Source organism: Sphingomonas panaciterrae, assembly GCF_036890205.1.
In the GTDB taxonomy this organism is placed as follows: Bacteria; Pseudomonadota; Alphaproteobacteria; order Sphingomonadales; family Sphingomonadaceae; genus Sphingomonas; species Sphingomonas panaciterrae.
This window is the reverse complement of sequence record NZ_JAKNQR010000004.1, coordinates 119,506-142,145: the sequence shown is the minus strand read 5'-3', so window position 1 is coordinate 142,145 and position 22,640 is coordinate 119,506. Positions and strand designations below refer to the sequence as shown.

At 67.9% G+C, this 22,640-nt stretch carries 24 protein-coding genes and 3 tRNA genes; 20 read left to right on the top strand and 7 right to left on the bottom strand.

What is annotated here, in order from left to right:
- The first annotated feature begins 17 nt into the window (after positions 1-17).
- The 15 genes from L8F96_RS12400 to L8F96_RS12330 all read left to right on the top strand — a co-directional run bounded on the left by L8F96_RS12400 (position 18) and on the right by L8F96_RS12330 (position 11,457).
- Positions 18-1,544 (top strand): GspE/PulE family protein, encoded by a 1,527-nt coding sequence (locus L8F96_RS12400; RefSeq protein WP_417158983.1) that lies wholly within the window; start codon positions 18-20, stop codon positions 1,542-1,544.
- Between the two features lie 38 nt (positions 1,545-1,582).
- The gene (gspF, locus tag L8F96_RS12395) at positions 1,583-2,806 is read left to right on the top strand and encodes a type II secretion system inner membrane protein GspF (RefSeq protein WP_334656170.1); all 1,224 of its coding nucleotides are present in this window, start codon (positions 1,583-1,585) and stop codon (positions 2,804-2,806) included.
- A gap of 8 nt (positions 2,807-2,814) precedes the next feature.
- Entirely contained in the window at positions 2,815-3,255 is a 441-nt protein-coding gene (gspG, locus tag L8F96_RS12390) for a type II secretion system major pseudopilin GspG (RefSeq protein WP_334656169.1), read from the top strand.
- A 36-nt stretch (positions 3,256-3,291) separates the two neighbouring features.
- Positions 3,292-3,792, top strand: coding sequence for a GspH/FimT family pseudopilin (locus L8F96_RS12385; RefSeq protein WP_314470073.1), 501 nt, complete (start codon positions 3,292-3,294; stop codon positions 3,790-3,792).
- The gene (gspI, locus tag L8F96_RS12380) at positions 3,785-4,183 is read left to right on the top strand and encodes a type II secretion system minor pseudopilin GspI (RefSeq protein WP_296218892.1); all 399 of its coding nucleotides are present in this window, start codon (positions 3,785-3,787) and stop codon (positions 4,181-4,183) included. The genes L8F96_RS12385 and gspI overlap by 8 nt, the downstream gene beginning before the upstream one ends.
- Entirely contained in the window at positions 4,180-4,812 is a 633-nt protein-coding gene (gspJ, locus tag L8F96_RS12375) for a type II secretion system minor pseudopilin GspJ (protein ID WP_082103209.1), read from the top strand. Before gspI ends, gspJ begins: the two co-directional genes overlap by 4 nt.
- A complete protein-coding gene (gene gspK, locus L8F96_RS12370; protein WP_334656168.1) occupies positions 4,796-5,773 on the top strand; it encodes a type II secretion system minor pseudopilin GspK in 978 nt (325 codons plus the stop codon). The genes gspJ and gspK overlap by 17 nt, the downstream gene beginning before the upstream one ends.
- Complete coding sequence (gene gspL, locus L8F96_RS12365; RefSeq protein ID WP_334656167.1) at positions 5,770-6,873, top strand: type II secretion system protein GspL; 1,104 nt, start codon at positions 5,770-5,772, stop codon at positions 6,871-6,873. Before gspK ends, gspL begins: the two co-directional genes overlap by 4 nt.
- Before the next feature lie 10 nt (positions 6,874-6,883).
- On the top strand, positions 6,884-7,357 hold the full coding sequence (gene gspM / locus L8F96_RS12360) for a type II secretion system protein GspM (protein ID WP_046411494.1): 474 nt from the start codon (positions 6,884-6,886) through the stop codon (positions 7,355-7,357).
- Complete coding sequence (locus tag L8F96_RS12355; RefSeq protein ID WP_334656166.1) at positions 7,354-8,079, top strand: type II secretion system protein N; 726 nt, start codon at positions 7,354-7,356, stop codon at positions 8,077-8,079. Before gspM ends, L8F96_RS12355 begins: the two co-directional genes overlap by 4 nt.
- A gap of 100 nt (positions 8,080-8,179) precedes the next feature.
- Positions 8,180-8,256, top strand: a tRNA-His gene (locus L8F96_RS12350).
- A gap of 91 nt (positions 8,257-8,347) precedes the next feature.
- On the top strand, positions 8,348-9,397 hold the full coding sequence (locus L8F96_RS12345) for a Glu/Leu/Phe/Val dehydrogenase family protein (protein WP_334656165.1): 1,050 nt from the start codon (positions 8,348-8,350) through the stop codon (positions 9,395-9,397).
- A 158-nt stretch (positions 9,398-9,555) separates the two neighbouring features.
- On the top strand, positions 9,556-10,281 hold the full coding sequence (ccmC, locus tag L8F96_RS12340) for a heme ABC transporter permease CcmC (protein ID WP_334656164.1): 726 nt from the start codon (positions 9,556-9,558) through the stop codon (positions 10,279-10,281).
- A 106-nt stretch (positions 10,282-10,387) separates the two neighbouring features.
- On the top strand, positions 10,388-10,822 hold the full coding sequence (gene ccmE / locus L8F96_RS12335) for a cytochrome c maturation protein CcmE (RefSeq protein WP_125944843.1): 435 nt from the start codon (positions 10,388-10,390) through the stop codon (positions 10,820-10,822).
- Positions 10,819-11,457, top strand: a complete 639-nt coding sequence (locus L8F96_RS12330) for a tetratricopeptide repeat protein (RefSeq protein ID WP_334656163.1) — start codon at positions 10,819-10,821, stop codon at positions 11,455-11,457. Before ccmE ends, L8F96_RS12330 begins: the two co-directional genes overlap by 4 nt.
- Positions 11,458-11,484: 27 nt before the next feature.
- On the opposite strand, the gene L8F96_RS12325 is transcribed toward L8F96_RS12330, so the two are convergent.
- On the bottom strand, positions 11,485-11,700 hold the full coding sequence (locus tag L8F96_RS12325; protein ID WP_334656162.1) for a DUF3072 domain-containing protein: 216 nt from the start codon (positions 11,698-11,700) through the stop codon (positions 11,485-11,487).
- Between the two features lie 145 nt (positions 11,701-11,845).
- On the opposite strand from L8F96_RS12325, the gene L8F96_RS12320 reads away from it, so the two are divergent.
- The 4 genes from L8F96_RS12320 to L8F96_RS12305 all read left to right on the top strand — a co-directional run bounded on the left by L8F96_RS12320 (position 11,846) and on the right by L8F96_RS12305 (position 15,465).
- Positions 11,846-13,753 (top strand): potassium transporter Kup, encoded by a 1,908-nt coding sequence (locus L8F96_RS12320; RefSeq protein ID WP_136452288.1) that lies wholly within the window; start codon positions 11,846-11,848, stop codon positions 13,751-13,753.
- Positions 13,750-14,292: a 2'-5' RNA ligase family protein gene (locus L8F96_RS12315; protein ID WP_334656161.1), complete on the top strand. Its 543-nt coding sequence runs from the start codon at positions 13,750-13,752 to the stop codon at positions 14,290-14,292. The genes L8F96_RS12320 and L8F96_RS12315 overlap by 4 nt, the downstream gene beginning before the upstream one ends.
- Positions 14,293-14,356: 64 nt before the next feature.
- A tRNA-Met gene (locus tag L8F96_RS12310) sits at positions 14,357-14,433 on the top strand.
- A 231-nt stretch (positions 14,434-14,664) separates the two neighbouring features.
- Entirely contained in the window at positions 14,665-15,465 is an 801-nt protein-coding gene (locus L8F96_RS12305) for a hypothetical protein (RefSeq protein ID WP_334656160.1), read from the top strand.
- A 165-nt stretch (positions 15,466-15,630) separates the two neighbouring features.
- Here L8F96_RS12305 and rimO read toward each other — a convergent pair whose 3' ends face one another.
- A complete protein-coding gene (gene rimO / locus L8F96_RS12300; RefSeq protein ID WP_334656159.1) occupies positions 15,631-16,989 on the bottom strand; it encodes a 30S ribosomal protein S12 methylthiotransferase RimO in 1,359 nt (452 codons plus the stop codon).
- A gap of 112 nt (positions 16,990-17,101) precedes the next feature.
- On the opposite strand from rimO, the gene L8F96_RS12295 reads away from it, so the two are divergent.
- On the top strand, positions 17,102-18,205 hold the full coding sequence (locus L8F96_RS12295; protein ID WP_046411997.1) for an anhydro-N-acetylmuramic acid kinase: 1,104 nt from the start codon (positions 17,102-17,104) through the stop codon (positions 18,203-18,205).
- A 30-nt stretch (positions 18,206-18,235) separates the two neighbouring features.
- Here L8F96_RS12295 and L8F96_RS12290 read toward each other — a convergent pair whose 3' ends face one another.
- The 5 genes from L8F96_RS12290 to rpsA form a co-directional block, all read right to left on the bottom strand.
- On the bottom strand, positions 18,236-18,658 hold the full coding sequence (locus L8F96_RS12290) for a DUF4112 domain-containing protein (RefSeq protein WP_125944838.1): 423 nt from the start codon (positions 18,656-18,658) through the stop codon (positions 18,236-18,238).
- 7 nt (positions 18,659-18,665) lie between these two features.
- Positions 18,666-20,045: an ABC transporter substrate-binding protein gene (locus L8F96_RS12285; RefSeq protein WP_334656158.1), complete on the bottom strand. Its 1,380-nt coding sequence runs from the start codon at positions 20,043-20,045 to the stop codon at positions 18,666-18,668.
- A 59-nt stretch (positions 20,046-20,104) separates the two neighbouring features.
- Positions 20,105-20,191 (bottom strand) — tRNA-Leu (locus tag L8F96_RS12280).
- Between the two features lie 46 nt (positions 20,192-20,237).
- A complete protein-coding gene (locus L8F96_RS12275; RefSeq protein ID WP_046411477.1) occupies positions 20,238-20,516 on the bottom strand; it encodes an integration host factor subunit beta in 279 nt (92 codons plus the stop codon).
- Positions 20,517-20,691: 175 nt separating this feature from the next.
- Positions 20,692-22,404 (bottom strand): 30S ribosomal protein S1, encoded by a 1,713-nt coding sequence (gene rpsA, locus L8F96_RS12270; RefSeq protein WP_046411993.1) that lies wholly within the window; start codon positions 22,402-22,404, stop codon positions 20,692-20,694.
- Positions 22,405-22,640 lie beyond the last annotated feature (236 nt).

The following is a 22,640-nucleotide window of genomic DNA, read 5'->3' as shown; positions in this document are numbered from 1 at the left end:
GCACCATCCCTGACGCCATGGTCGTGCCCGATATCGGGACGGATGCGCCGGACCCTGTGACCGGGTCTGCTGTCACCCCGGTGCCCGAGCTGGACTTTGTCGCGCTGCCCTATGCCTTTGCGCGCAAGTTCGGCGTGACGCTGTCGGGCGAGGCGGTGGCGTTGCGCGAGGGCGCAGATCCCAAGGCGCTGATCGAGGTGCGGCGTGTGCTGGGGCGTCCGTTCGACGTGGTCGTGCTGGAACCGGCGGCCTTCGACCGGCTGCTGGGCGACAATTATGCGATGGACGGTCAGGCGACCGCGCTTGCCGCCGTGGGCATGGGGGATGAGCTCGACCTGCTGGCCGACGGCATCCCCACCGCCGAGGATCTGCTCGACACGGCGGACGATGCGCCGGCGATCCGCCTGATCAACGGCGTGATCGCCGATGCGGCGCGCAACGGCGTGTCGGACATCCATATCGAGCCGTACGAGACCGGGCTGGTCGTGCGGATGCGGATCGACGGCGTGCTGCGCGAGACGCTGCGCATGCCGCCGCATGTTGCCCCGGTGGTGGTGAGCCGGATCAAGGTGATGGCGCGGCTCGACATTGCCGAGCGGCGCGTGCCGCAGGACGGGCGAATGGGCCTGACGCTGGGGGGCAAGCTGCTCGACGTGCGGGTTTCCACCTTGCCGAGCCGCGCGGGCGAGCGGGTCGTGCTGCGTATCCTCGACAAGGATAATGCCGGGATCGACCTCGACGCGCTGGGTATGTCGCCGGCCATGCACGACCTGCTGGAAGGGGCGATCAACGAGCCCAATGGCATCGTGCTGGTCACGGGGCCGACCGGCAGCGGCAAGACGACGACGCTGTACGCCGCGCTTCGGCTGCTGAACGATGGCAGCCGCAATATCCTGACCGTCGAGGACCCGGTCGAATATGCGGTCGACGGCGTCGGGCAGACTCAGGTCAACGCGAAGGTCGGGCTGACGTTTGCGGCGGGCCTGCGCGCGATCCTGCGGCAGGACCCGGACGTGGTGATGGTCGGCGAGATCCGCGACCGCGAAACGGCGGAGATCGCGGTTCAGGCCTCCCTGACCGGGCATCTCGTGCTGTCCACGGTACACACCAATGATTCGGTAGGCGCGATCACCAGGATGCGCGACATGAAGGTGGAGCCGTTCCTGCTCGCCTCCACCTTGCGCGCGGTGATTGCGCAGCGGCTGGTGCGGCGGCTGTGCCCGGCGTGCCGGCGGCCGGTGCCGGCGGAGGAAACGGTCGCCCCGCTGCTCGGCATCGCGCGCGACGCCGTGGTTTATGCCGCACAGGGCTGCGCCGAGTGCAACGGGACCGGCTACAAGGGCCGAGTGGGCGTGTATGAGGCGATCCGCATCGACGATACCGTACGGCGCATGATCAATGACGGCGCGGACGAAAGCGCGATTGCGGCGCATGCCTTTGCCCGCAGCGACACGCTGAGCAGCGCGGCGCGACGGATGGTGGAGCAGGGCGTCACCACCGCTGAGGAAGCGGTGCGCGTATCTCGCCGCGATACCCATGGCTGAGCGACCCCTGGCCGGCGTCCGATCCATGGCGCGTTCGGATGGCTGATTTCGACTATCTGGCGATCGACACGCGCGGCCAGGAAATGCGCGGGCATATTGCCGCAGCGAGCATGGAGGCGGCGCGCGCGACGCTGGATCGCCGGCGGCTGTACGTGGTGAGGATCGCGCCGGGCAGTGCGCCGGCAGCGCGCGGTCGCCCGCTGTTCGGCCTGCAACTTGGCGCGCCGAAGATGTCGGCCAAGCAGCTGACGCTGTTCACCCGCCAGCTCGCCACCTTGTCGCGGGTGTCGCCGCTGGAAGAGTCGCTGCGGACGATCACGCGCCAGACCGAACAGGACAAGGTTCGCGCCGTCGTGGAGAATGTCCATGCCGGCGTCGTCGAGGGGCGGCGGCTGGCCGATGCGATGGCGCGCGAGCCACGAAGCTTTCCGCCATTGTACCGCGCGATGATCGCGGCGGGCGAAAGCTCCGGCACGTTGCCGGCGATATTGGAACGGCTGTCGACGCTGCTCGAGCGGCAGGCAGAAATACGCGGCAAGTTGCTGACCGCGCTCGCCTATCCCGTCATTCTCGCGCTTGTCGCGACTGGCGTGGTGGCTGCGCTGATGATCTTCGTCGTCCCGCAGGTGGTGGAGCAGTTCGACACGGTGGGGCAGCAACTGCCGCTGCTGACCCGCATCGTGATCGGCATCTCGGACTTGCTGGTCCGCTCGTGGTGGCTGATGCTGCTGGTGCTTGGCGCCGCGGTCGCCGGGTTTGTCGTCGCGCTGCGTCAGCCACCGATCCGGCTGGCGTTCGACAGCTGGTTGCTGCGGATCCCCTTGCTGGGACGGCTGCTGCGCGATCTTCATGCCGCGCGCATGGCGCGTACTCTGGCGACGATGGTGGCGAGCCGTCTGCCGCTGCTCGAGGGGCTCACGCTCACCGCCGGCACGATCCACAACCGGCGGCTGAAGCTGGCGTCGGATGAGATCACCGACGCGATCCGTGGCGGCGGCAGCCTGTCCGCGGCGATGCGGCGCGCCGGCGTATTCCCCCCGCTGCTCACCTATCTTGCGGCGTCGGGCGAGGCGGCGGGGCAGCTCGACGAAATGCTGGAGCGCGCCGCCGACTATCTGGAGCGCGAGTTCGATCGCTTCACCGCGACGGCGATGTCGCTGCTGGAACCGGCCATCATCGTCGTCATGGGCGGCGTGGTGGCGACGATCGTGCTAGCGATCCTGCTTCCCATCCTCCAGCTCAACACGCTGGCCGGGCAATGAGAGACATCATGCAAACAAAACAGCTTAAGCGCCGCAGGAAGAACGGCTTTACCCTGGTCGAGTTGATGGTGGTGATCGTCATCATCGGTCTGCTGGCGACGATCGTCGCGCTGAACGTGATCCCTTCGGGCGATACGGCGCGGGTGCAGAAGGCGAAGGCCGATATCGCCACGATCGAGCAGGCGCTGGAAATGTACCGGCTGCAGCAGAGCAATTACCCGACCACGGCGCAGGGGCTGGCGGCGCTGACGTCCGCGCCCGCAGGGCTGCCCAACCCGGCGGCCTATCAGGCGGGCGGCTATATCAAGAAGCTGCCGGATGACCCGTGGGGCAACGCCTATCTCTACGCCTCGCCGGGCAAGCATGGCGCGTTCGACGTCTGGACCAACGGCGCCGACGGGAAGGAAGGCGGCGAGGGGATCAATGCCGATATCGGATCCTGGCAGTAAGCGGCCGATAGAGGCTGGCCAGAGCGGCGAGGCCCGATGATGCGATCAGCCCGGTCCCGATACTGGACCCGCGAGCGCCCCGGTCCGGCGTGGCGGCGCGATGCGGGGTCGCGCGGGTTCACGCTGGTCGAACTGATGATCGTCATCACCATCATCGGCCTTGCCTCCGCCATTGCCGTGCTGGCGATGCCCGACCCGCGCGGCCGCCTGATCGATGAGGGCGCGCGCTTTGCGACGCGCGTGCGTGCCGCGCATGATGCCGCCGTCATTGGCGGGCGGCCGGTCAGCGTCTGGGTGGATCGCAGCGGCTACGGCTTTGACGAGCGGCGCGGTGGCCAATGGATGGCATTGGCGGACAAGCCGCTGCGCGTATCGCAATGGGGGGAGGGGACCGAGGCGCTGGTGGCCGAGCGGACGCGGGTGACATTTGATCCGACCGGCATGGCCGACCGCGCACTGGTGGTGCCGTTGCGGCGTGAGCGGACCCGCGTGACGGTGACGCTGGGGTCGGACGGAGGCGCGCGGGTCGATGGCTGAACCTGCTCCGCGACGCGGCGGCAGCGCCGGATTCACGCTGATCGAGGTGATGGTCGCGCTGGCGGTGTTCAGCCTGGCTGCGCTGGCGCTGATCCGGCTGGAAGGCGCGACGATCCGCTCCACCGCACTGCTCGGCGATACGGTGGTCGCCCAGATGGTGGCGCGTAATGTCGCAATCGATGCGGTGACGTCGGCGCGCGCGCCGGCGCTCGGCCGGGCGGCGGGGGTGGAGCAAAATGGCGGGCGGGCATGGCGCTGGGTGCGCGATGTTCGCCCGACCGGCGACGCGCGTATCCTGAGGATCGACGTCGCGGTGGCGGATGCGCAGGGGCGGCCGCTGGGTCGATTGACCATGATCCGGCCGCCGCAGCTCGAGGTTCAGATATCGTGACCGCCCGGCCCGCCCGGCGCCGCGCCAACGGCTTCACCCTGGTCGAGGTGATGGTGGCGCTGATGATCTTTGGCATGATCGCCTCCGCCGGGGTCGGGCTGCTGGCGTTCAGCGTGCGCGCGCAGGGTGCGACGGTCGAGCGGCTGGACGATGTCGGGGCGCTGGCGCGCCTGTCGTCATTGATGGGGGCCGATCTGGCGCAGGCGATCGACCGGCCGGCACGTGACGAGCGGGGCACGCGCTTTCCCGCCTTTGTTGGCAACGAGAATAGCGTGACCCTGGTGCGTGCCGGCTGGAGCAATATCGACGCGCAACCACGATCGACGCTGCAGAAGGTCAGCTATCGGCTGGCAGGCGACGCGCTGGAGCGGATCGCATGGCCGATGGTGGACGGCGCGCCGGCGCTGCCGGCAGCGACGACGATCACCGGCGTTCGGGGCGTGCGGATGCGTTATCGGGTCGCTGGCGCCTGGAACGACCGCTGGGATGGCGTGCCGGGTGCGCCGCTGCCCCAGGCGTTCGAGCTGGCGATCCAGCGTGATGACGGCACGGTGTTTCGCCAGATGTTCCTGGTTGGGAGCGGTGCGCCGCCGCGGCCGCGTGAGCAACCCGATGCGCCGCAAACGTGAGGGAGAGCGCGGTGCCGCGCTGCTTACCGTCCTGCTGCTGGTGGCGATCATCGCGGTGATGGCGGCGACCGCGCTGGAGCGATTGCGGCTGTCGACACGGCTGACCGCCAACGCGGTCGCACTGGATCAGGCGCGCGCGCTGGCCTTTGCCGCAGAGGCGCTGGCCACGGGGCGGATCACCGACATGCTGCAACGCGAGCCCGGCCGGATCACGTTGGCAGGCGGCTGGAGCGACCGACCCTATACGATCCCGCTGCCGGGCGGGGTTGCCACCGCGCGCGTGACCGACGGGGGAAACTGCTTCAACCTCAACAGCCTGGTGACCGATCTTGATGGCGTTTATGTCGCCGATCCGACCGCGGTGACTCAGTTCGCGCGGCTTGCCCGGCTGCTCAACGTGCCGGGCGGCGACGGAATTGCCGCCGCCGCAGCGGACTGGATCGACAGCGATGACCAGCCGCTTGGCGCGGGGGCGGAGGATAGCGCTTATGGTGGGCTGGCGACGCCGTACCGGACCGGCGGCACGCTGATGGTCGACCCCAGCGAGTTGCGTGCGGTGGCCGGCGTGACGGCGGAGGCCTATGCCAAGCTGCGCCCGTGGCTGTGCACGCTGCCCACCGCCGAACGATCGCGGCTGAACGTGAACACGCTGACGCCGGAGCAGGCGCCCTTGATCGCCATGCTGTTGCCGGACACGCTGGGCGTCGATCAGGCGCGCGCGTTGCTGCTGCGCCGACCGGCGGCTGGCTATGGCGAGATAGCCGATTTCTGGAAGCCCTTGTCCGAACAGGGGATTACGCCCGATCCGGCGGCGCAGCAGCAGGCCGATGTGAAGACGAAATGGTTCGACCTGCGGGTCGACGTGACGGTCGCGAACAGCCAATTGCAGGAGCGGGCGTTGATCGACGCGACGCGGCTGCCGGCACGGCTTGTTTCGCGGCAATGGGGGGAATTGTCATGACGGCCACGCTGCTTTTCCTGCCGCCCGGCGCCGATGATCCGTGGCAGTGGCTTCGGATCGACCGGGATGCGATCGTCGATCGCGGTGAGGGGCTGCCCGAGGGAGACGCGGGGGCGGTGATCGCGGTGGCGCCGGCCGATGCGGTGACGCTTCACTGGGCGGATATCCCCGCGCGCTCCGCCGCGCAGGCCGCCGCCGCGGCGCGCATTCTGGTCAGCGATGCGAGTGCGTCGCCGATCGAGCGGCTTCATGTGGCGGTGGGGGCGGCCGAAGCGGGGGGTGGCGAGACCGACCCGCGCGAGCGCCCGATCGGCGTGGTGGCGGCGGAGCGGATGCGCGCGTGGCTCGACGCGCTGGCCGGAATCGGCATCGATCCGGCGGCCGTTATTCCGGCACCGATGCTGCTGCCGCGGCCCGATAGCGGATATGTTCGGGCACAATTCGGCCCCCAATCGGTGGTGCGTGGCCCGTCGAGCGGTTTTGCCGATGAAGCGCGGCTGACCGCGTTGATCACTGGCGACGATTCGCCCGAAACGCTGGGACGCGATGCACTGGACGCCGCGATCGTGTCGGCGGTTGGCCGGCCCGAGCTGGACCTGCGGCAGGGGCCGTTTGCGAAGCGTCGGCGGCGGGCGATCGACTGGCGGCTGGTGCGTCGGCTGGCGGTGCTGGGCGGGTTGATCCTGCTGGCCACGCTGGCGATCGACGTGGTTCGGATCGCCAAATATTCCGCCGCTGCCGACGCCGCCGACGCGCGGGCCGAGGCGATCGCGCGTGACGGATTGCCGCGCGGCGCGGATCAGGGCGATGCGGATCGATTGCTGGCGGAACGGCTGGCGCGGCTGCGCGGACCCGGCGCCGGCTTCACCGCGACCGCGGCGGCGCTGTCGAGCGCGGTGCGCGGCGTCGCGGGCACCGAATTGGTGGCGCTAACCTTCGAGCCCAACGGTACCTTGCGCGCGACCGTCGCGGCGGAAGGGGAGGCGCAGGCCAACCAGATCGTTGCCCGGCTGCGCGAGGCCGGGTTCGTCGTGACCGCGAGCACGTTCGAGTCGAACGGCCAGCGCCTGCGCGGCGATGTGACGGTGGCGCTGCCATGAGGGCCCTGCGATGAGCAATCTGATGAGCTGGTATCAGGGGCGGTCGCTGCGCGAGCGGCGGTTGATCCTGGTCATGCTGGCGCTGCTGGTGGTGACGATCCTGTGGGCCGGCGTGATCCGCCCGGTGCGCGACGGCCTGGCATCCAGCCGCGAGCGATATGCGACTGCCGTCGTTCGGCTGGGCGAGGTTCAGCGCGAGGTGGCGCAGGTGAAGGCGATTCAGCGCGCGCGGCCCAGCCCGATCGAAGGCCCGCTGCCCGATGCGATCCGCACGCGCGCCGACGAGGCAGGCTTTACGCTGACCACGCTGGAGCCGGACGGCAATGCCGTTCGCATCGCCATCGCCACCGCGAAGCCCGGCGCGCTGCTCGGCTGGATCGCCACGCTGGAAGCGGACGGGCTGCTGGTCGATGCGACCACGATCACCGGCAATGGCGACGGCACGGTATCGGCGACGATGACGCTGAGGGGGCGCGAGGCATGAAGCGTATCCGGCTGAAGACAGGACCCAACGCGCTGTTTCTCGCCATGTTCGTGGTGGCGTTGATCGTGTTCCTGCCGCTGCGGCTGGCGCTTGGCTGGTTCGGGCTGGCGGAGCAGGGGCTGACCGCGCGGTCGGTGAGCGGCAGCATCTGGTCCGGCCATTTGCGCGAGGCACGGTTCGGGCAGATCGCGCTGGGTGACCTGTCGGCCGGGGTGTCGCCGCTGCCATTGTTGCTGGGGCGTGCGCAGGTTGTGCTGGATGGTGTCGCCGTGCCGCCGGCGCCGCGGCTCAGCGGGGCGATCGCGGTCAGCCGGCACAGCTTTGCCCTGCACGACATCACGGCAACGCTGCCGGTGGGAACGGCATTTCGCCCGGTTCCGGTGACGGTGCTGGATCTGGAGCAGGTCAGTGTGCGGTTCAGCGGCGACCAGTGCGAATCGGCCGAGGGACGGGTTCGCGCCACCCTTGCCGGCGACATCGGCGAATTGCCGGTGCCGGCGACGCTGACGGGCAATGCGCGCTGTGACGGCGGGGCGTTGATGCTGCCGCTGGTCAGCGCGGCCGGGAATGAAGGAAGCACCATCAGGCTGTGGCCGGACGGGCGGTACCGTGCCGAACTGACGCTGCAACCGAGCGATCCGGCGGCGGCGCTGCGGTTGCAGGCGGCCGGCTTCGTCCAGACCGACACGGGCATGGAACTGGCGATCGAGGGCAGGTTCTGAACGAACCACGCTGACGCCGCCGAGTGGGAGTTTTGAGGTTGGGGCGAGCCAAGTCCCTTGACGCCGCCAGCGCCCGGCCGTAGGGGCGCCCATTCTGACGGCGATCGTAGCTCAGTTGGTTAGAGCATCGGTTTGTGGTACCGAGGGTCGCGGGTTCAAGTCCCGTCGATCGCCCCATTTTCCCCCTCGCAATTTCATCCTCGCCTTTTCGCGGCGGCAACATTATTGCGCCTGTCGACAATTTTCGTACGACCACCGGAGGGTTGAGATGACCGCGTGGGGCTTCCCCGATTTTGACGACCATGAGGGCGTCCATCTGTTCACTGACCCGGCATCGGGTCTGCGCGCGGTCATTGCCGTGCATTCGACGGCGCTTGGCCCGGCCGCGGGCGGCGTGCGCTTCTGGCATTATGCGACCGACGCTGCCGCGATCACCGACGCGCTGCGCCTGTCGCGCGGCATGAGCTTCAAGAACGCCATGGCCGGCCTCGCGCTGGGCGGTGGCAAGGGCGTGGTGCTGGCCGACAAGCCGGGCGCGACGATCACCGAGGAGCAGCTGCGCGCGTTCGGCCGCGCGACCGAATCGCTGGGTGGCCGCTATGTGACCGCCGAGGACGTCGGCATGTCCGAAGCGCGGATGAAGGTGATTTCCGAGGAAACGCGCTACGTGTCCGGCCTGCCGGTGGCGAGCGGCGCGGCGGGCGGCGACCCCGGGCCGTACACCGCACTTGGCGTATATCTGGGCGTGAAGGCCGCGGCGAAGCGCGGGCTGGGCGCGACCGACATGAAGGGCGTGCGCGTCGCGATCCAAGGTGTCGGTTCGGTCGGTGGCGGCCTCGCTCGCCTGCTGGCGGCCGATGGCGCGGTGCTGACGCTGGCCGATGTGAACGCCGATCGCGCCGCGGCGCTGGCGGCGGAGCTGCGTGCGACGACTGCCCCGGCCGAATCGATCTTGGCGTCCGACGTCGATCTCGTCAGCCCCAATGCGCTGGGCGCGGTGCTGACTGAGGAATCGATCGCGGCGCTGAAGGTGAAGGTGGTCGCCGGTGGTGCGAACAACCAGCTCGCCACCCGTGCGGACGGCCGCCGCCTGCATGAGCGCGGCGTGCTGTTCGCGCCCGATTACGTCATCAACGCTGGCGGCATCATCAACGTCGGCCTGGAATATCTCGGGCAGGGTGACGAGGCCGAGGTTAAGGCGCGCATCGCCCGCATCCCGGACCGCCTGGTCGAGGTGTGGGACGAGAGCGACAGCAGCGGCGATCCCGCCGCCGACGTCGCCGACCGTATTGCGCGCCGCCTGATCGGCCGCGCCTGAGGTGACGGGTGGAGGCGGCCCTGGCTGCCTTCCGCCGCTTTCCGGGCGCCGGCGGGTATCGCGGCGCCCGCCAGGCCGGCCCCCGGGCGATCAGCGCGCCGGGCCGATGCGTTCAAGCAGATGACGCGCCGCCAATTTCCCCATAAGGGAAGCCCATCGTGTCTGCCCTTCACGCCCTCGCCAATCCTGCGCGCTTCCTGAAGATCGCGCGTCCGCTGACCCCGATCCTGGGGTGGCTTGGCCTTGTGCTGATCATCGTCGGCAGCTGGGCCGGGCTGACGCAGACGCCGCCCGACTACCTGCAGGGCGAGACCGTCCGCATCATGTACGTCCATGTGCCGTCGGCCTGGCTGGGCATGGGCGGATGGAGCGGCATCGCGATTTCCAGCATCGCCTATCTCGTCTGGCGCCACCCGCTGGCTGACGTGGCGGCGCGCGCGATCGCCCTGCCGGGTGCTGCCTTTGCCGCCATCTGCCTGCTGACCGGCGCGATCTGGGGCCGGCCGACCTGGGGCACGTACTGGCAGTGGGACGGGCGGCTGACGTCGATGCTGCTGCTGTTCTTCGTCTATCTCGGCTATATCGCGCTGGCGCGGGCCGACCGCGAGCGCGGCGGCGACGGGCGGATCGCGGCGCTGTTCGGCGTGGCGGGGACCGTCCTGCTGCCGATCATCCGTTATTCGGTGGTGTGGTGGAACACGCTGCACCAGGGGCCGAGCATCGGCCTCACCCATTCGACGATCGACCTGTCGATCCTGTGGCCGCTGCCGATCATGCTGTTCGGGTTTTCGTTCCTGTTCGGCGCGGTGGTGCTGATGCGGATGCGCACGTTGCTGGCGGTCGCCAAGGCAGAGGCGCGGATGCGCCGGAAGGCACGCGCATGATCGCCTGGCCCTATGTCATTGCCGCTTATGCGGTCGCGCTGTCCGCGACGGCGGTGATCGTGCTCGTCAGCTGGCGCGCGATGCGCGAGGCGGAGAAGGGCGGCAAGTGAAGGCGAAGCATCAGCGATTGTGGCTGGCGGGCGCCGCGCTGCTGGCGATCACGCTGGCGGCGCTGCTCGCGCTGTCGGGGCTGCGTGACCAGGCGGCGTTCTTCTATGCGCCGTCCGACGTGACGCAGGAGGTGCTCGCCTCCGACCGCGCGGTGCGGCTGGGCGGCATGGTGGCGGCGGGATCGGTGGCGCGCGCCGCCGATGGCGTGACGATCCTGTTCACGGTCAGCGATGGTCGCGCGACGACCCCGGTGCAGTTCGCCGGAATTGTCCCCAACCTGTTCCGCGAGGGATCGGGCGTGGTGGCGGAGGGGCGTTTCCGCCCGGATGGATCGTTTGTCGCATCCAACCTACTCGCCAAGCATGACGAAAAGTACATGCCGCCTGAGCTGGCCGGGAAGATGCACGAGACGAAGAGCCTGGAGCCGTGAGCGGCTTCATCGGCCTGGCGCTGGTCGGTGCGCTGGTCTTTGGCGCGCTGGTGCTGCTTCGGCTGCCGCGGCTGCTGTGGTCGTTCGCGGGGGCGGCGCTGTTCCTGGGCGCGGCGGGCTATGCCTGGCAGGGGCGGCCGGGGCAGGCGGCGGCCCCGGCCAAGCCGCGAGTCGACGCGGTGCCGATCGAACCCGAGGCGATCATGCTGCGCGAGCGGCTGATGGGCCGCTACACCGCCGACACCGCCTATATCGTCGCGTCGGACGCGATGCTGCGCGCGGGCGACAAGCGCGCCGCCGCGCAGGTCGTGCTCGGCGGGGTGCGGGCGTTGCCGCGCAGCTTCATCCTGTGGACTCAGCTGGGCAGCAACCTGGTGATGCTGGATGGCGACCAGATGTCGCCGGCAGCGAAGCTGGCGTTCGGGCGGGCGTTTCAACTGGCGCCCGAGCATCCGGCGCCGCCTTATTATGCCGGCATCGCCTACGTCCGCGCCGGCGACCTGCCCGCCGCGCGGCGGATGCTGGCGCGCGCGGTGATCCTGTCGCCCGAAGGCATGGATTACCGCACCACCATCGCCAACCAGCTCAAGGTGCTGGACCAGTTCATCGCCGCGACGGAGCAGGCGGGCCGCTGATCCGCAAGCCCGCGGCGACGAATCGCCTCAGCGTCCGCGGCCTGTTTTCTCCTGAAGCGCGTCGATCCGCTTTGAGGCGTCGGCCTTGCTAAGTTGTTCCTCGAACGGTTCGCCGGCTTCCTCGCTCAACGTATTCAAGTAACTTGCCTGCGCGCCGGTCATCGGCTCGTCGCCGGTCGTCCAGTCGTCGGGATCCTTTTCCGCGTTTGAAAAGGGTTCGCTCTTTGGGTTCGAGTCGCTCATGAAACTCTTCCTTTCAGGAGCAGCAACTCCTATGTTCTTGTAACGTTCCCGCTTGCGCGGATGGGAACAAGTGCTAGGCGCGCCGAGGCTTTGACAGGATGACGGTGGCTTTCTTCCCCTTGAACCTGGCGTCAGCGGCGCTTTGATGAGCCCGGCCGCCGGCGCAGCTGTGCCCCAAGCGCATGGCCATCATCACAGCGATTCGCTGCGCAAGCTGGCGCTGGGCGCGATCGGTGTCGTCTATGGCGATATCGGGACGAGCCCGCTGTATGCGATGAAGGAGGTGTTCGTCGGGCACCATCCGCTCGCCGTCGACCAACTGCATATCTTTGGCGTGGTGAGCCTCGTCTTCTGGTCGCTGGTGCTGATCGTCACGTGCAAATATGTGATGACCATCCTGCGCGCGGACAACAATGGCGAGGGCGGAAGCCTGGCGCTGCTGGCGCTGATCCAGCGGCGCAGCGGGGCGGGCAAACGGTGGGAGCCGGGGCTGGTCGTGCTGGGCGTGCTCGCCACCGCACTGTTCTTTGGCGACTGCATGATCACGCCGGCGATCTCGGTGCTATCGGCGGTGGAGGGACTGGCGACGGTCGAGCAGCGGTTCGACAGCTTCGTCATCCCGATTTCGGTCACGATCCTGATCGGGCTGTTCTACCTGCAATCGGTCGGCACCGCGCGGGTGGGGCGGCTGTTCGGGCCGATCATGACGATCTACTTCGTCACGCTTAGCGCACTTGGCCTGTACCATGTGGTGGCGCAGCCGGAGATCCTGCTGGCGCTTGATCCGCGCTGGGCGTTCCGTTTCGCCGCGGCCGACGGGATGCTGGCGTTCCTGGCGCTCGGCTCGGTCGTGCTGGCGGTGACCGGCGCCGAGGCGCTCTACGCCGATATGGGGCATTTCGGGCGCAAGCCGATCGCTTATGCCTGGCTGTGGTTCGTGTTCCCGGCGCTGATGCTCAATTACCTGGGGCAGGGCGCGCTGATGCTGAGCGACCCAACGGCGGCGAAAAACCCGTTCTTCCTGATGGCGCCCGAGCAATGGCGCCTGCCGCTGGTGATCCTGGCCACCATGGCGACCGTCATCGCCAGCCAGGCGGTGATCACCGGCGCCTATTCGGTGGTGCAGCAGGCGGTGCAGCTGGGCCTGATGCCGCGCATCCGGATCGAACATACCAGCGCGTCGGCCGCGGGGCAGATCTACATCCCGTCGATCAACTGGGCGCTGCTGACGATGGTGCTGCTGCTGATCCTGGGCTTTCGCGAATCGTCCAACCTTGCGGCGGCCTATGGCATCGCGGTGACGGGGACGATGTTCATTTCCACCTGCATGGTCGCGGTGCTGATCCAGCGCGTCTGGCATTGGCCCTTGTGGGCGGTGGTGCCGTTCGTCGCGGTGTTCCTGTGCATCGACGGGCTGTATTTCTCATCCAACCTCACGAAGGTGCCCGACGGCGGCTGGTTCCCGCTGCTGGTGGCGATCATCGTCTTCGTGCTGCTGACCACCTGGGCCACGGGCCGCAAGCTGATGCTGGAACGGATGCGCGAGGGGGCGATGCCGATCAAGGTGTTCATCGGCTCCGCCGCGGGCAGCGCGACGCGGGTGCCGGGGACGGCGGTGTTCATGACCTCCACCCCCGAGGGCGTGCCGCACGCATTGCTCCACAACCTCAAGCACAATCGCGTGCTGCACGAGCGCGTGATCCTGCTGACGGTGAAGGTCAGCGACATGCCCTATGTCGCCGAAGAGTCGCGGTTCGAGCACAAGGCGCTGGGCGAGGGGTTCCACCGCGTGATCCTGCGCTACGGCTTCATGGAATCGCCGGACATCCCTGCGGCGCTCAAATCGTTTGACGAATGCGGTGGCGAGTTCCGCATGATGGAGACCAGCTTCTTCCTGTCGCGACAAACGCTGCTGCCTTCCGCCCGGCCGGGCATGGCGATCTGGCGGGAGAAGCTGTTCGCCTGGATGCTGCGCAACGCCGAAAGCGCGATGGAATTCTTCCGCCTGCCGACCAACCGCGTGGTCGAGCTGGGCAGCCAGATCGAGATTTGAGCGAGCCCGCGCCCACCCAGCCGCCGGGCCCGCTTGCGGCGCCGATCATCATCGCTGCCGTGTTCGGCAAAGCGGACCAGGCATGGTTCGATCAACAGCGCGCGGCGCACTTTCCGCCGGAGCGAAACGTCCTCGCCGCGCATCTGACGATGTTCCACCATCTGCCGCCCAGCATGGCGGCAGAGGTGAAGCAGCGGCTCATCGCGGAGACACGCGGTGTGCCCGCACCTGCGGCACGGGTGGAAGCGCCATTCTCGCTCGGGCGCGGCGTCGCCTACCGCATGGCCAGCGACGAACTGCAGGCGATCCGTGCGCGGTTGGCGGATGGCTTTGCCGGCGTCTTGACGCCGCAGGATCAGGCCGGCTGGCGCCCCCACGTGACGGTGCAGAACAAGGTGGAGCCGGCGGTTGCGCGCGCGCTGCTGGCGCAATTGCAGGGCGGGTTCCGGCCGCGCGCGGTGCAGATCACGGGACTGGCGGCTTATTGGTATCGGGGCGGTCCGTGGGAGTTGTTGTCGCGGCACATGTTCAGCGCTTGACGCCCCGCGAACCCCTGCTATAGCCCGCGCCTCGCGAGCGGTACTTGCCCCTTCACGAAGGCGCGGCGGAGTAGCTCAGCTGGTTAGAGCACGGGAATCATAATCCTGGGGTCGGGGGTTCAAGTCCCTCCTCCGCTACCACTCGCGACGCTTGTCAAATCAATAACTTGACGGGCGGGGCCGGCGCTTGCGGGGCGCTTTTCAGCGTTGTCGTTGCGCATCGTTGATAACCGCGGCTTTCGCCATTTCCGATACCGTCACGACGCCTCCGTGCGACATGGATGCGGCACGGAGCAGGCGGTTGAGAGCGTAACTGCTTTCGTCCGCGCCGTCTGGGCTTGACCCGCTGCCTGCCTTCTTCATGTTGACGGAATGAGCGACGAAGAAGCAATGCCCGACGAGGGCAATGAGCCGTCGGGTTCAATCGTGCTCTTCAAGCCCATAATCGAGAAAGCTGTCGTGAATTTACTGCCAACTGTGCGGTACAGAGCGCTAAACTCGCTTGAAGGGTTCCGGCGCGCCAAGAGGCTATTTGACCTTGACCGGGAGATGGCGTCGTTCCGCGCAATAACAGCAGAGGAAGAGGCGGTCACAGCCTTGTTTAAGGCGCTTCAAGTTCGCGGCTATACGGGCGCTGAAAAATTGAACTCGCGCAGCCATCAGCACAAGGCAGCGGCACCATTTTTCATGAACGCCGTCCTTCACTCAGTCGCGGCAAATCGCGAGGTAAAGCTGACCATTTCCATCGCCGTGAAGCCGCCAAGTGTCACGGTGGCGCTGCCGTTGAACCAATTTGACAAGCTTAGAAACTTGCCGGCGGACCTCCACATGGAACTGGTGCACCCGTTGGATATGGTGAGGAGTCGTCACGGAGTGCCAGCGGGAGACTATTTCGACGAATCTGTCGCAGCAGCGGCAGGTGATCGCAATGTGGACAAACTGATTCTAAAGGCCGCGAACAGTCGCAACAAGATCCTCTATGCGCACGATAGCGGCTTGCCCGCGAGTCGCATTACAATCAGCGGCATAGAGCACCGCGAAGCGAGCGCATTACGCTTCATCATCTATGCGATCGCGGTCCTTCAGGTCGACGGGAAACAGGCACTGGCCCAGCAATGCCTCGATGGCTTTCTAAAGGTCCTTGGCCGTCAGCCACCGGAACGTATGGGCTAATCAAAGCCCGCGTATAGTTTGACGATAGCGCCACGCGCTTCCCCACACGATCCGGCCACGTGCGCAGGACGCGGGTAGAAACGCCCGTCGCGTCCACAGTCGTAATGCGGACGGCGCCGGCGGGGTAGAGCGGGCGGCGCATTGCTGCGGCCGCCCGGCTGATTGTCAGTTGGTGACGGGTACGCCGAACAGGTCGTGTTCGTCGGCGTCCTCGATCGTGACGCGGACGATGTCGCCTTCGTTGAGGTGGCCGGCGTCGCGCAGGTGGACTTCGCCGTCGATTTCCGGCGCGTCGGCATAGGAGCGGCCGGTGGCGCCCTCATCGCCCACGGCGTCAATGATGACGTCGAAGCTGCGACCGATCTTGGCCTGGAGCTTGGCCGCGCTGATCGCCGCCGTCTTGGCCATGATGCGGGCGTAGCGTTCTTCCTTCACCTCCTCTGGCACCGGGTTGAGCAGCGCGTTGGCGCTGGCGCCCTCGACGGGTTCGAAGCGGAAGGCGCCGACGCGGTCGAGCTGCGCCTCGTCGAGCCATTCGAGAAGATATTCGAAGTCCGCCTCGGTCTCGCCCGGGAAGCCGACGACGAAGGTCGAGCGGATCGCGATATCGGGGCAGATCTCGCGCCAGCCGCGCAGCCGGGCGAGCACCTTGGCATCGTTCGCCGGGCGCTTCATCGCACGCAGCACGTTGGGCGCGGCATGCTGGAACGGAATGTCGAGATACGGGAGCACCAGCCCCTCGGCCATCAGCGGGATGACCTGATCCACGTGCGGGTAGGGGTAGACATAGTGCAGGCGGACCCAGGGCGCGATGCGGCCCAGTTCGCGCGCCAGATCGGTCATGTGCGCACGCACGTCGCGTGGCGCTTGCCCGGAAAGCGGCCCGCCGCTCTTCACCGGGTAGCTGGCATGGCGCAGGTCGAGTCCGTAGGCGGAGGTATCCTGGCTGATCACCAGCAGCTCGCGCGTGCCGGCCGCGACCAGCTTCTCCGCCTCACGCAGGATCGCGTCGGGGCGCCGGCTGACCAGGTCGCCGCGCAATGACGGGATGATGCAGAAGGAGCAGCGGTGGTTGCAGCCCTCCGAAATCTTAAGATAGCTGTAGTGACGCGGGGTCAGCTTCAGCCCGGCATCGGGGATTAGATCGATATAGGGCGACAGGTTCGCGGGCGCCGCCTCATGCACCGCCTCCACCACCTGCTCATATTCATGCGCGCCGGTGATCGCGAGGACGTTGGGGAAGCGGGCACGGATGACATCGGCTTCCTTGCCCATGCAACCGGTGACGATGACGCGGCCGTTCTCCGCGATCGCTTCGCCGATCGCCTCCAGGCTTTCCTCCTTCGCCGAATCGAGAAAGCCGCAGGTGTTGACGAGCACGACGTCAGCGCCGGCATAGTCGGGCGACATCTGATAGCCGTCTGCGCGCAGCTGGGTGAGGATACGTTCGCTGTCGACCAGGTTCTTGGGACAGCCGAGCGACACCATGCCCACGCGGGGCGGTGAGGGAAGACGCGTTGCCATGAGTGGTGGCGCACATAATGTGCAATGCACCATTTTGCCATATCTGCGCCGCTATGCGCGTTGAAAGGCTGGCCTTATCGCGGGACAGCGCAGGCAAGATGGGGACAAGATGATGCTGGCGATCGGGCTGATGTCCGGCACGTCGCTCGACGGGATCGATGCGGCGCTGATCGAAACGGACGGCGAGGCGATGGTGAGGGCGGTCGCATTCCGTGGTGAGCCTTATTCGGACACCGCGCGCGCGCAGCTTGCCGCGGCGACCGCGTTGGCGCTGACGTTCGACCGGCCACGCGCCAACCCCGACATGGTGGCGGCGGCGGAGCTGATCACGCGGACGCACGTGCTGGCGGTGCAGAAGCTGCTGCGCGACGCAGGGCTGAGCGCCGCCGATGTCGACGTGATCGGTTTTCACGGGCAGACCGTGGCGCATCGCCCCGATCGTGGCTGGACGTGGCAGATCGGCGACGGACAGGCACTGGCGGATGCCACCGGGATCGTCACGATCGCCGATCTGAGGAGCGCGGACGTGGCAGCGGGCGGGCAGGGCGCGCCGCTGCTGCCGATCTATCACGCCGCGCTGACTGCCGGACTGCCGCGGCCGCTGGCGGTGCTGAACCTGGGCGGGGTCGCCAACATCACCTGGATCGGCGCGGACGGCGAGCTGGTGGCATTCGACACCGGCCCCGCGAACGGGCTGATCGACAGTTGGGTCGAGCAGGAGACGGGGGCGCGGTTCGACGCCGATGGCGCGCTGGCGGCGAGCGGGCGCGTCGACGAGGCGATCCTTAACGCGATGCTGGACCATCCGTTCTTCGGGCAACCGGCGCCCAAGTCGCTCGATCGCAACGATTTCACCGTGCAGCCGGTGCGCGGGCTGGGGGCGGCCGATGGTGCGGCCACGTTGACGGCGTTCACCGCAGCGACGGTGACGGAAGCGCTGTCGCACCTGCCCGAGCGGCCGCTTCGCCTGCTAGTCGCGGGCGGCGGGCGGCACAATCCGGTGATGCTGCGGATGATCGCGGAGCGGACCGGCCTGGTGCCGGAGCCGGTCGATGCCTTGGGGTGGAACGGCGACGCGATGGAGGCGGAAGGCTTCGCCTATATGGCGGTGCGTACGCTGCGCGACCTGCCGATCTCCTTCCCCGGAACAACCGGCGTGCCAGCGCCCATGACCGGTGGGGTGCAGCACGACCCGGCGAGCGCGAGCGCCGGCTGAGCGGCGGGACGGCAAGCCCCGCCGATCCGATCAGCGCTCGATCGTCACCGTCGAGGGGTGATGGCGGTCGAGGTGGCGCCTGATCGTCTTCAGGTTGCGGGTGTTGGAGCGATAGAAGAAATCCGCGGCGTCCCCGACAAAAGGGACGATGCCCAGCAACGTGTCGAAGCCGACGCGCGCGCCCATCCGCGCGAGCTGAAGCCGGCTCATCCCGAGGTTGCGCGCTTCCCATACGATCCACGCGCCGAGCGCCGCAGCCACCGCATCGCCGACCACGGGGATGAGGCCGAGGAAGAAGTCCAGCCCCACTTTGCGGTTCATGCCGGGGACGTCGACCACGCCCTCCAGCAGGCGCTCCATCGCTTCGATCCGGCGCCGGACGGACTCGGGATCGCGCCCCAGCGGCAGCGTCGCGGCGAATGCCATGGGCGAATTGGGATCGGCTTTGATCATGATGATATCAATTGGGGGCGCGGCGCAGCAGGTTCAACGGGTGCCACGCGCGGTCGTTGGGCTGCCACGCGCGCAGCCGCTGCGCCACCAGCGCCCAGCGGAACGGCCGGGCGAGCGGGATGAAGGCGACATCCGCGGCGAGCGCCTCGTCCGCGGCGGCAAGCTCGCGCGCGCGGATCGCCAGCGTTGGCGCGACTCGCGCGGCCTCGATCGCGACGGCGGCGCGTTCGTCACACGGCCGGCAGGCCTGGTCCACGTACCAGCGGGCGCTGTCATAGGGGGCGACCAGATCGACCAGCCGCAGGTCCGCGTCGTCAGTGGCGCTCACGCGGACCGGGCGCACCCCGATCGCGAACAGATCCGCCGCCAGCCGCGCCCACAGCAGCGTGCCACCCGAGCCGCCGGGTAGGGCCAGGCGCAGCGTCGGGACGGGATTTCCCGCCTCGCGCCATGCGCTGACGCGGGCCTGCGCGGTGGCCATCCGGTCGGCCGGGCGAACCGCCTGCCAGGCCCCGTGGGCAGGCGGCGCGGCTGAATCGAGCGCGGCCGGCAGCAGGTCCTCCGCCGGGCGCCAATCCTGGCTGAAGCTGCGGGTAAGCGCGGTGCGGTCAATCGCCATGGCGATGGCGGCGCGATTCTCAGGCAGCGCCAGGAAACCCTCCCGCCGGCTGACGGCCAGCCCGAAGACGCCGGCCGCCGGATCGACGCGGATGTTGACCTGCGCCACGCCGGCCGCGGCGACCAGCGGCCATTCGGACAGTCGCCCGCCGGCGAACAGATCGGACTTGCGCTCCGCGAAGCGGGCGATGCCCGCAGCAGGACGCTCGGCCACCAGCAGAACGTCGTCCTCGGGCACTGGCTCGTGCTGTTCGTCGGCGGCGCGGTTCGGGTCCGGACGCGGGGTGAGGCGCGTGACATTGCCGGCCTGGCGCACGATCCGCATCGGGCCGCTGCCGATCGCGCGGGCGGGGTCGACCAAGGTCATCTCCGGCTGGGCGAACAGCTTCAGCAGATCGGGGCGGGGGCGGGACAATTCGACCTGGATGACCTGCGGCGTCATCTCCACCACCGAATCGACCGCGGTGAGATAGTCGGCGAGCGGGTTGCGCGCGCGCTGCTGCAGCCGGCTGCGCAGGATGGTGACGATCTCTGCCGCGCGGACCGGCCGCCCGTTGGTCCATGTCATCTCGCGCAGGCGGAAGATGTAGGTGCGCCCCTCGTCCGTGACGATCCAGCGTTCGGCAATGCCGGGTTCGATCTGCCCGGCGGCGTCGAACCGGACCAGCCCCTGCGCTGCGGCATCGGCCAGCAGAAGCCCGGCGAGGTCGTCCGGTGCCGGGATCACCGGGCTCAGGCGCGGCGCGGTGCCGGCCGCGCTGACGATCACCGCGCCGACATCGGGCCGACGCTCACAGGCCGTAGTGGCCAGGAGCAGGGAGAGAGCGATGGTGCGGACGGCGGGACTCGAACCCGCACGCCCCTGAGGGCAGAAGATTTTAAGTCTCCGGCGTCTACCGGTTCCGCCACGTCCGCGCATCACGCCCGACGAAAAGCGACAGGGAAGCGCCGCCGTCAAGCGTTACACGTTCAAGCGAACGCGCATTTCCTTGCCAGGCTTGAAATATGGGACGCGCTTGGCGGTCACTTCGACCACCTCGCCAGTGCGCGGGTTGCGCCCGGTACGCGCGTCGCGGGCCCGCGTCGAGAAGGCGCCGAAGCCGCGCAGCTCGACCCGGCCGTTCTCCGCCAGGCGGCGCACGATCTCGTCAAAGAACGTGGAGACGATCGCCTCGACCTCGCGCAGGGAGAGGCTCGGGTTGGCCTCTGCCAGATGCTGCACCAGTTCCGATCGGATCATCTGTCCCGTCCTTGATCTGCCCGTGGCCGTCGCCGGCTTCGATTCACCTTAATACAGATAAAGCTCTATCAGAATAGGGCCGAAACGAAAGTTTAATTATTACGCCCGTGAAACGACAAGGGGCCGGGCGGCATGTGCCACCCGACCCCCCTTTCGGTAATCCTGGGATGCAGGATTACTGCTTGTTCTGACGAGCCTTGAGCGCTTCGCCCAGGATGTCGCCGAGCGAGGCACCCGAGTCGGACGAGCCGTACTGCGCCACAGCCTGCTTCTCCTCGGAGATCTGCATCGCCTTGACCGAGAAGGTCGGCTTCTTCGAACGATCGAAGCCGGTGACCATCGCGTCGAACTTCTGGCCGACCTGGAAACGCTCCGGACGCTGCTCGTCGCGGTCGCGGCCGAGATCGGTGCGCTTGATGAAGCCGGTCGCGCCATCGTCGCCCGCCTGAACCTCGAGGCCCGCGTCGCGGACTTCGAGAACGGTGACGGTGACAACCTGGTTCTTCGACAGGCGATCGCCAGCGGTGGCACCGCCCACGACCGGTGCGCCACGCTCCAGCTGCTTCATGCCGAGGCTGATGCGCTCCTTCTCCGGATCGACGTCGAGCACGATCGCCTGAACGGTCTCACCCTTGCGGTGCAGGTTGAGCGCGTCCTCACCCGACACGCCCCAGGCGATGTCGGACATGTGGACCATGCCGTCGACGTCGTTGTCGAGGCCGATGAACAGGCCGAACTCGGTCGAGTTCTTGACTTCGCCCTCGACGGTCGAACCGACCGGATGCTCGGCGGCGAAACGCTCCCACGGGTTCTGCTGCGCCTGCTTCAGGCCCAGCGAGATGCGACGCTTGTCGGCATCGACCTCGAGCACCACCACGTCGACTTCCTGCGAGGTCGACACGATCTTGCCCGGGTGGACGTTCTTCTTGGTCCACGACATTTCGCTGACGTGCACCAGGCCTTCGATGCCCGGCTCCAGCTCGACGAACGCACCATATTCGGTGATGTTCGTGACGCGGCCCGACAGCTTCGCGCCGACCGGATACTTGACCGATGCGCCATCCCACGGATCGCTCTCGAGCTGCTTCATGCCCAGCGAGATGCGCTGCGTGTCCTTGTTGATGCGGATGATCTGCACCTTCACCGTGTCGCCGATGTTGATCATCTCCGACGGGTGCTGGACGCGCTTGTAGGAGAGGTCGGTGACGTGCAGCAGACCGTCGATGCCGCCCAGGTCCACGAAGGCGCCGTAATCGGTGATGTTCTTCACCACGCCTTCGATGATCTGACCCTCGGCCAGGCTCTGGATCAGGCCCGAACGCTGCTCGGCGCGGGTCTCTTCCAGAACGGCGCGACGCGACACGACGATGTTGCCGCGCTTGCGGTCCATCTTCAGGATCTGGAACGGCTGCGGGATGTCCATCAGCGGCGTGACGTCACGCACCGGACGGATATCGACCTGCGAGCCCGGCAGGAAGGCCACGGCGCCGTTCAGGTCGACGGTGAAGCCACCCTTCACGCGGCCGAAGATCACGCCCTCGACGCGCGCGGTCTTGGCGAATTCGGTCTCCAGCTTGTCCCATGCAGCTTCGCGGCGTGCGCGGTCGCGCGACAGCATCGCTTCGCCATGCATGTTCTCGACGCGGTCGACGTACACTTCGACTTCGTCGCCGACCTTCAGCTCGGCCTTCTGGCCCGGCGCCGGCGCGAATTCGCGCAGCGGCACGCGGCCTTCGCTCTTCAGGCCGACGTCGATGACGGCGAGGTCATTCTCGATGCCAGTGACGGTGCCGAGCACCACGCGGCCCTCGAAGCTGTCGGCGCCGCCGAACATGTCATCGAGCATCGCCGCGAAATCGTCCCGCGTGGGAGCTGCCGTTGAGGCCATAAAATCGTTCGTCCTAGTCAGTTCGTTTCCGGCCAAGCGGTTGGTTCCGCTGGTCTTGGCCATCGTTGCCGCGGCAGCCGCATGCCGTCGCAGCATCCGTGCAACCGGGGTGGGAAGGGCCAAGACGCACGAAATGCGAAAAGGGCGCTGGAGTGCTCCTCCGCGCCATGCCTCCACGAACCCAGGTTCGCCGGACGGTGCGCCATACTGCAAAGGACGGCCGGGAGCAAGGTTGG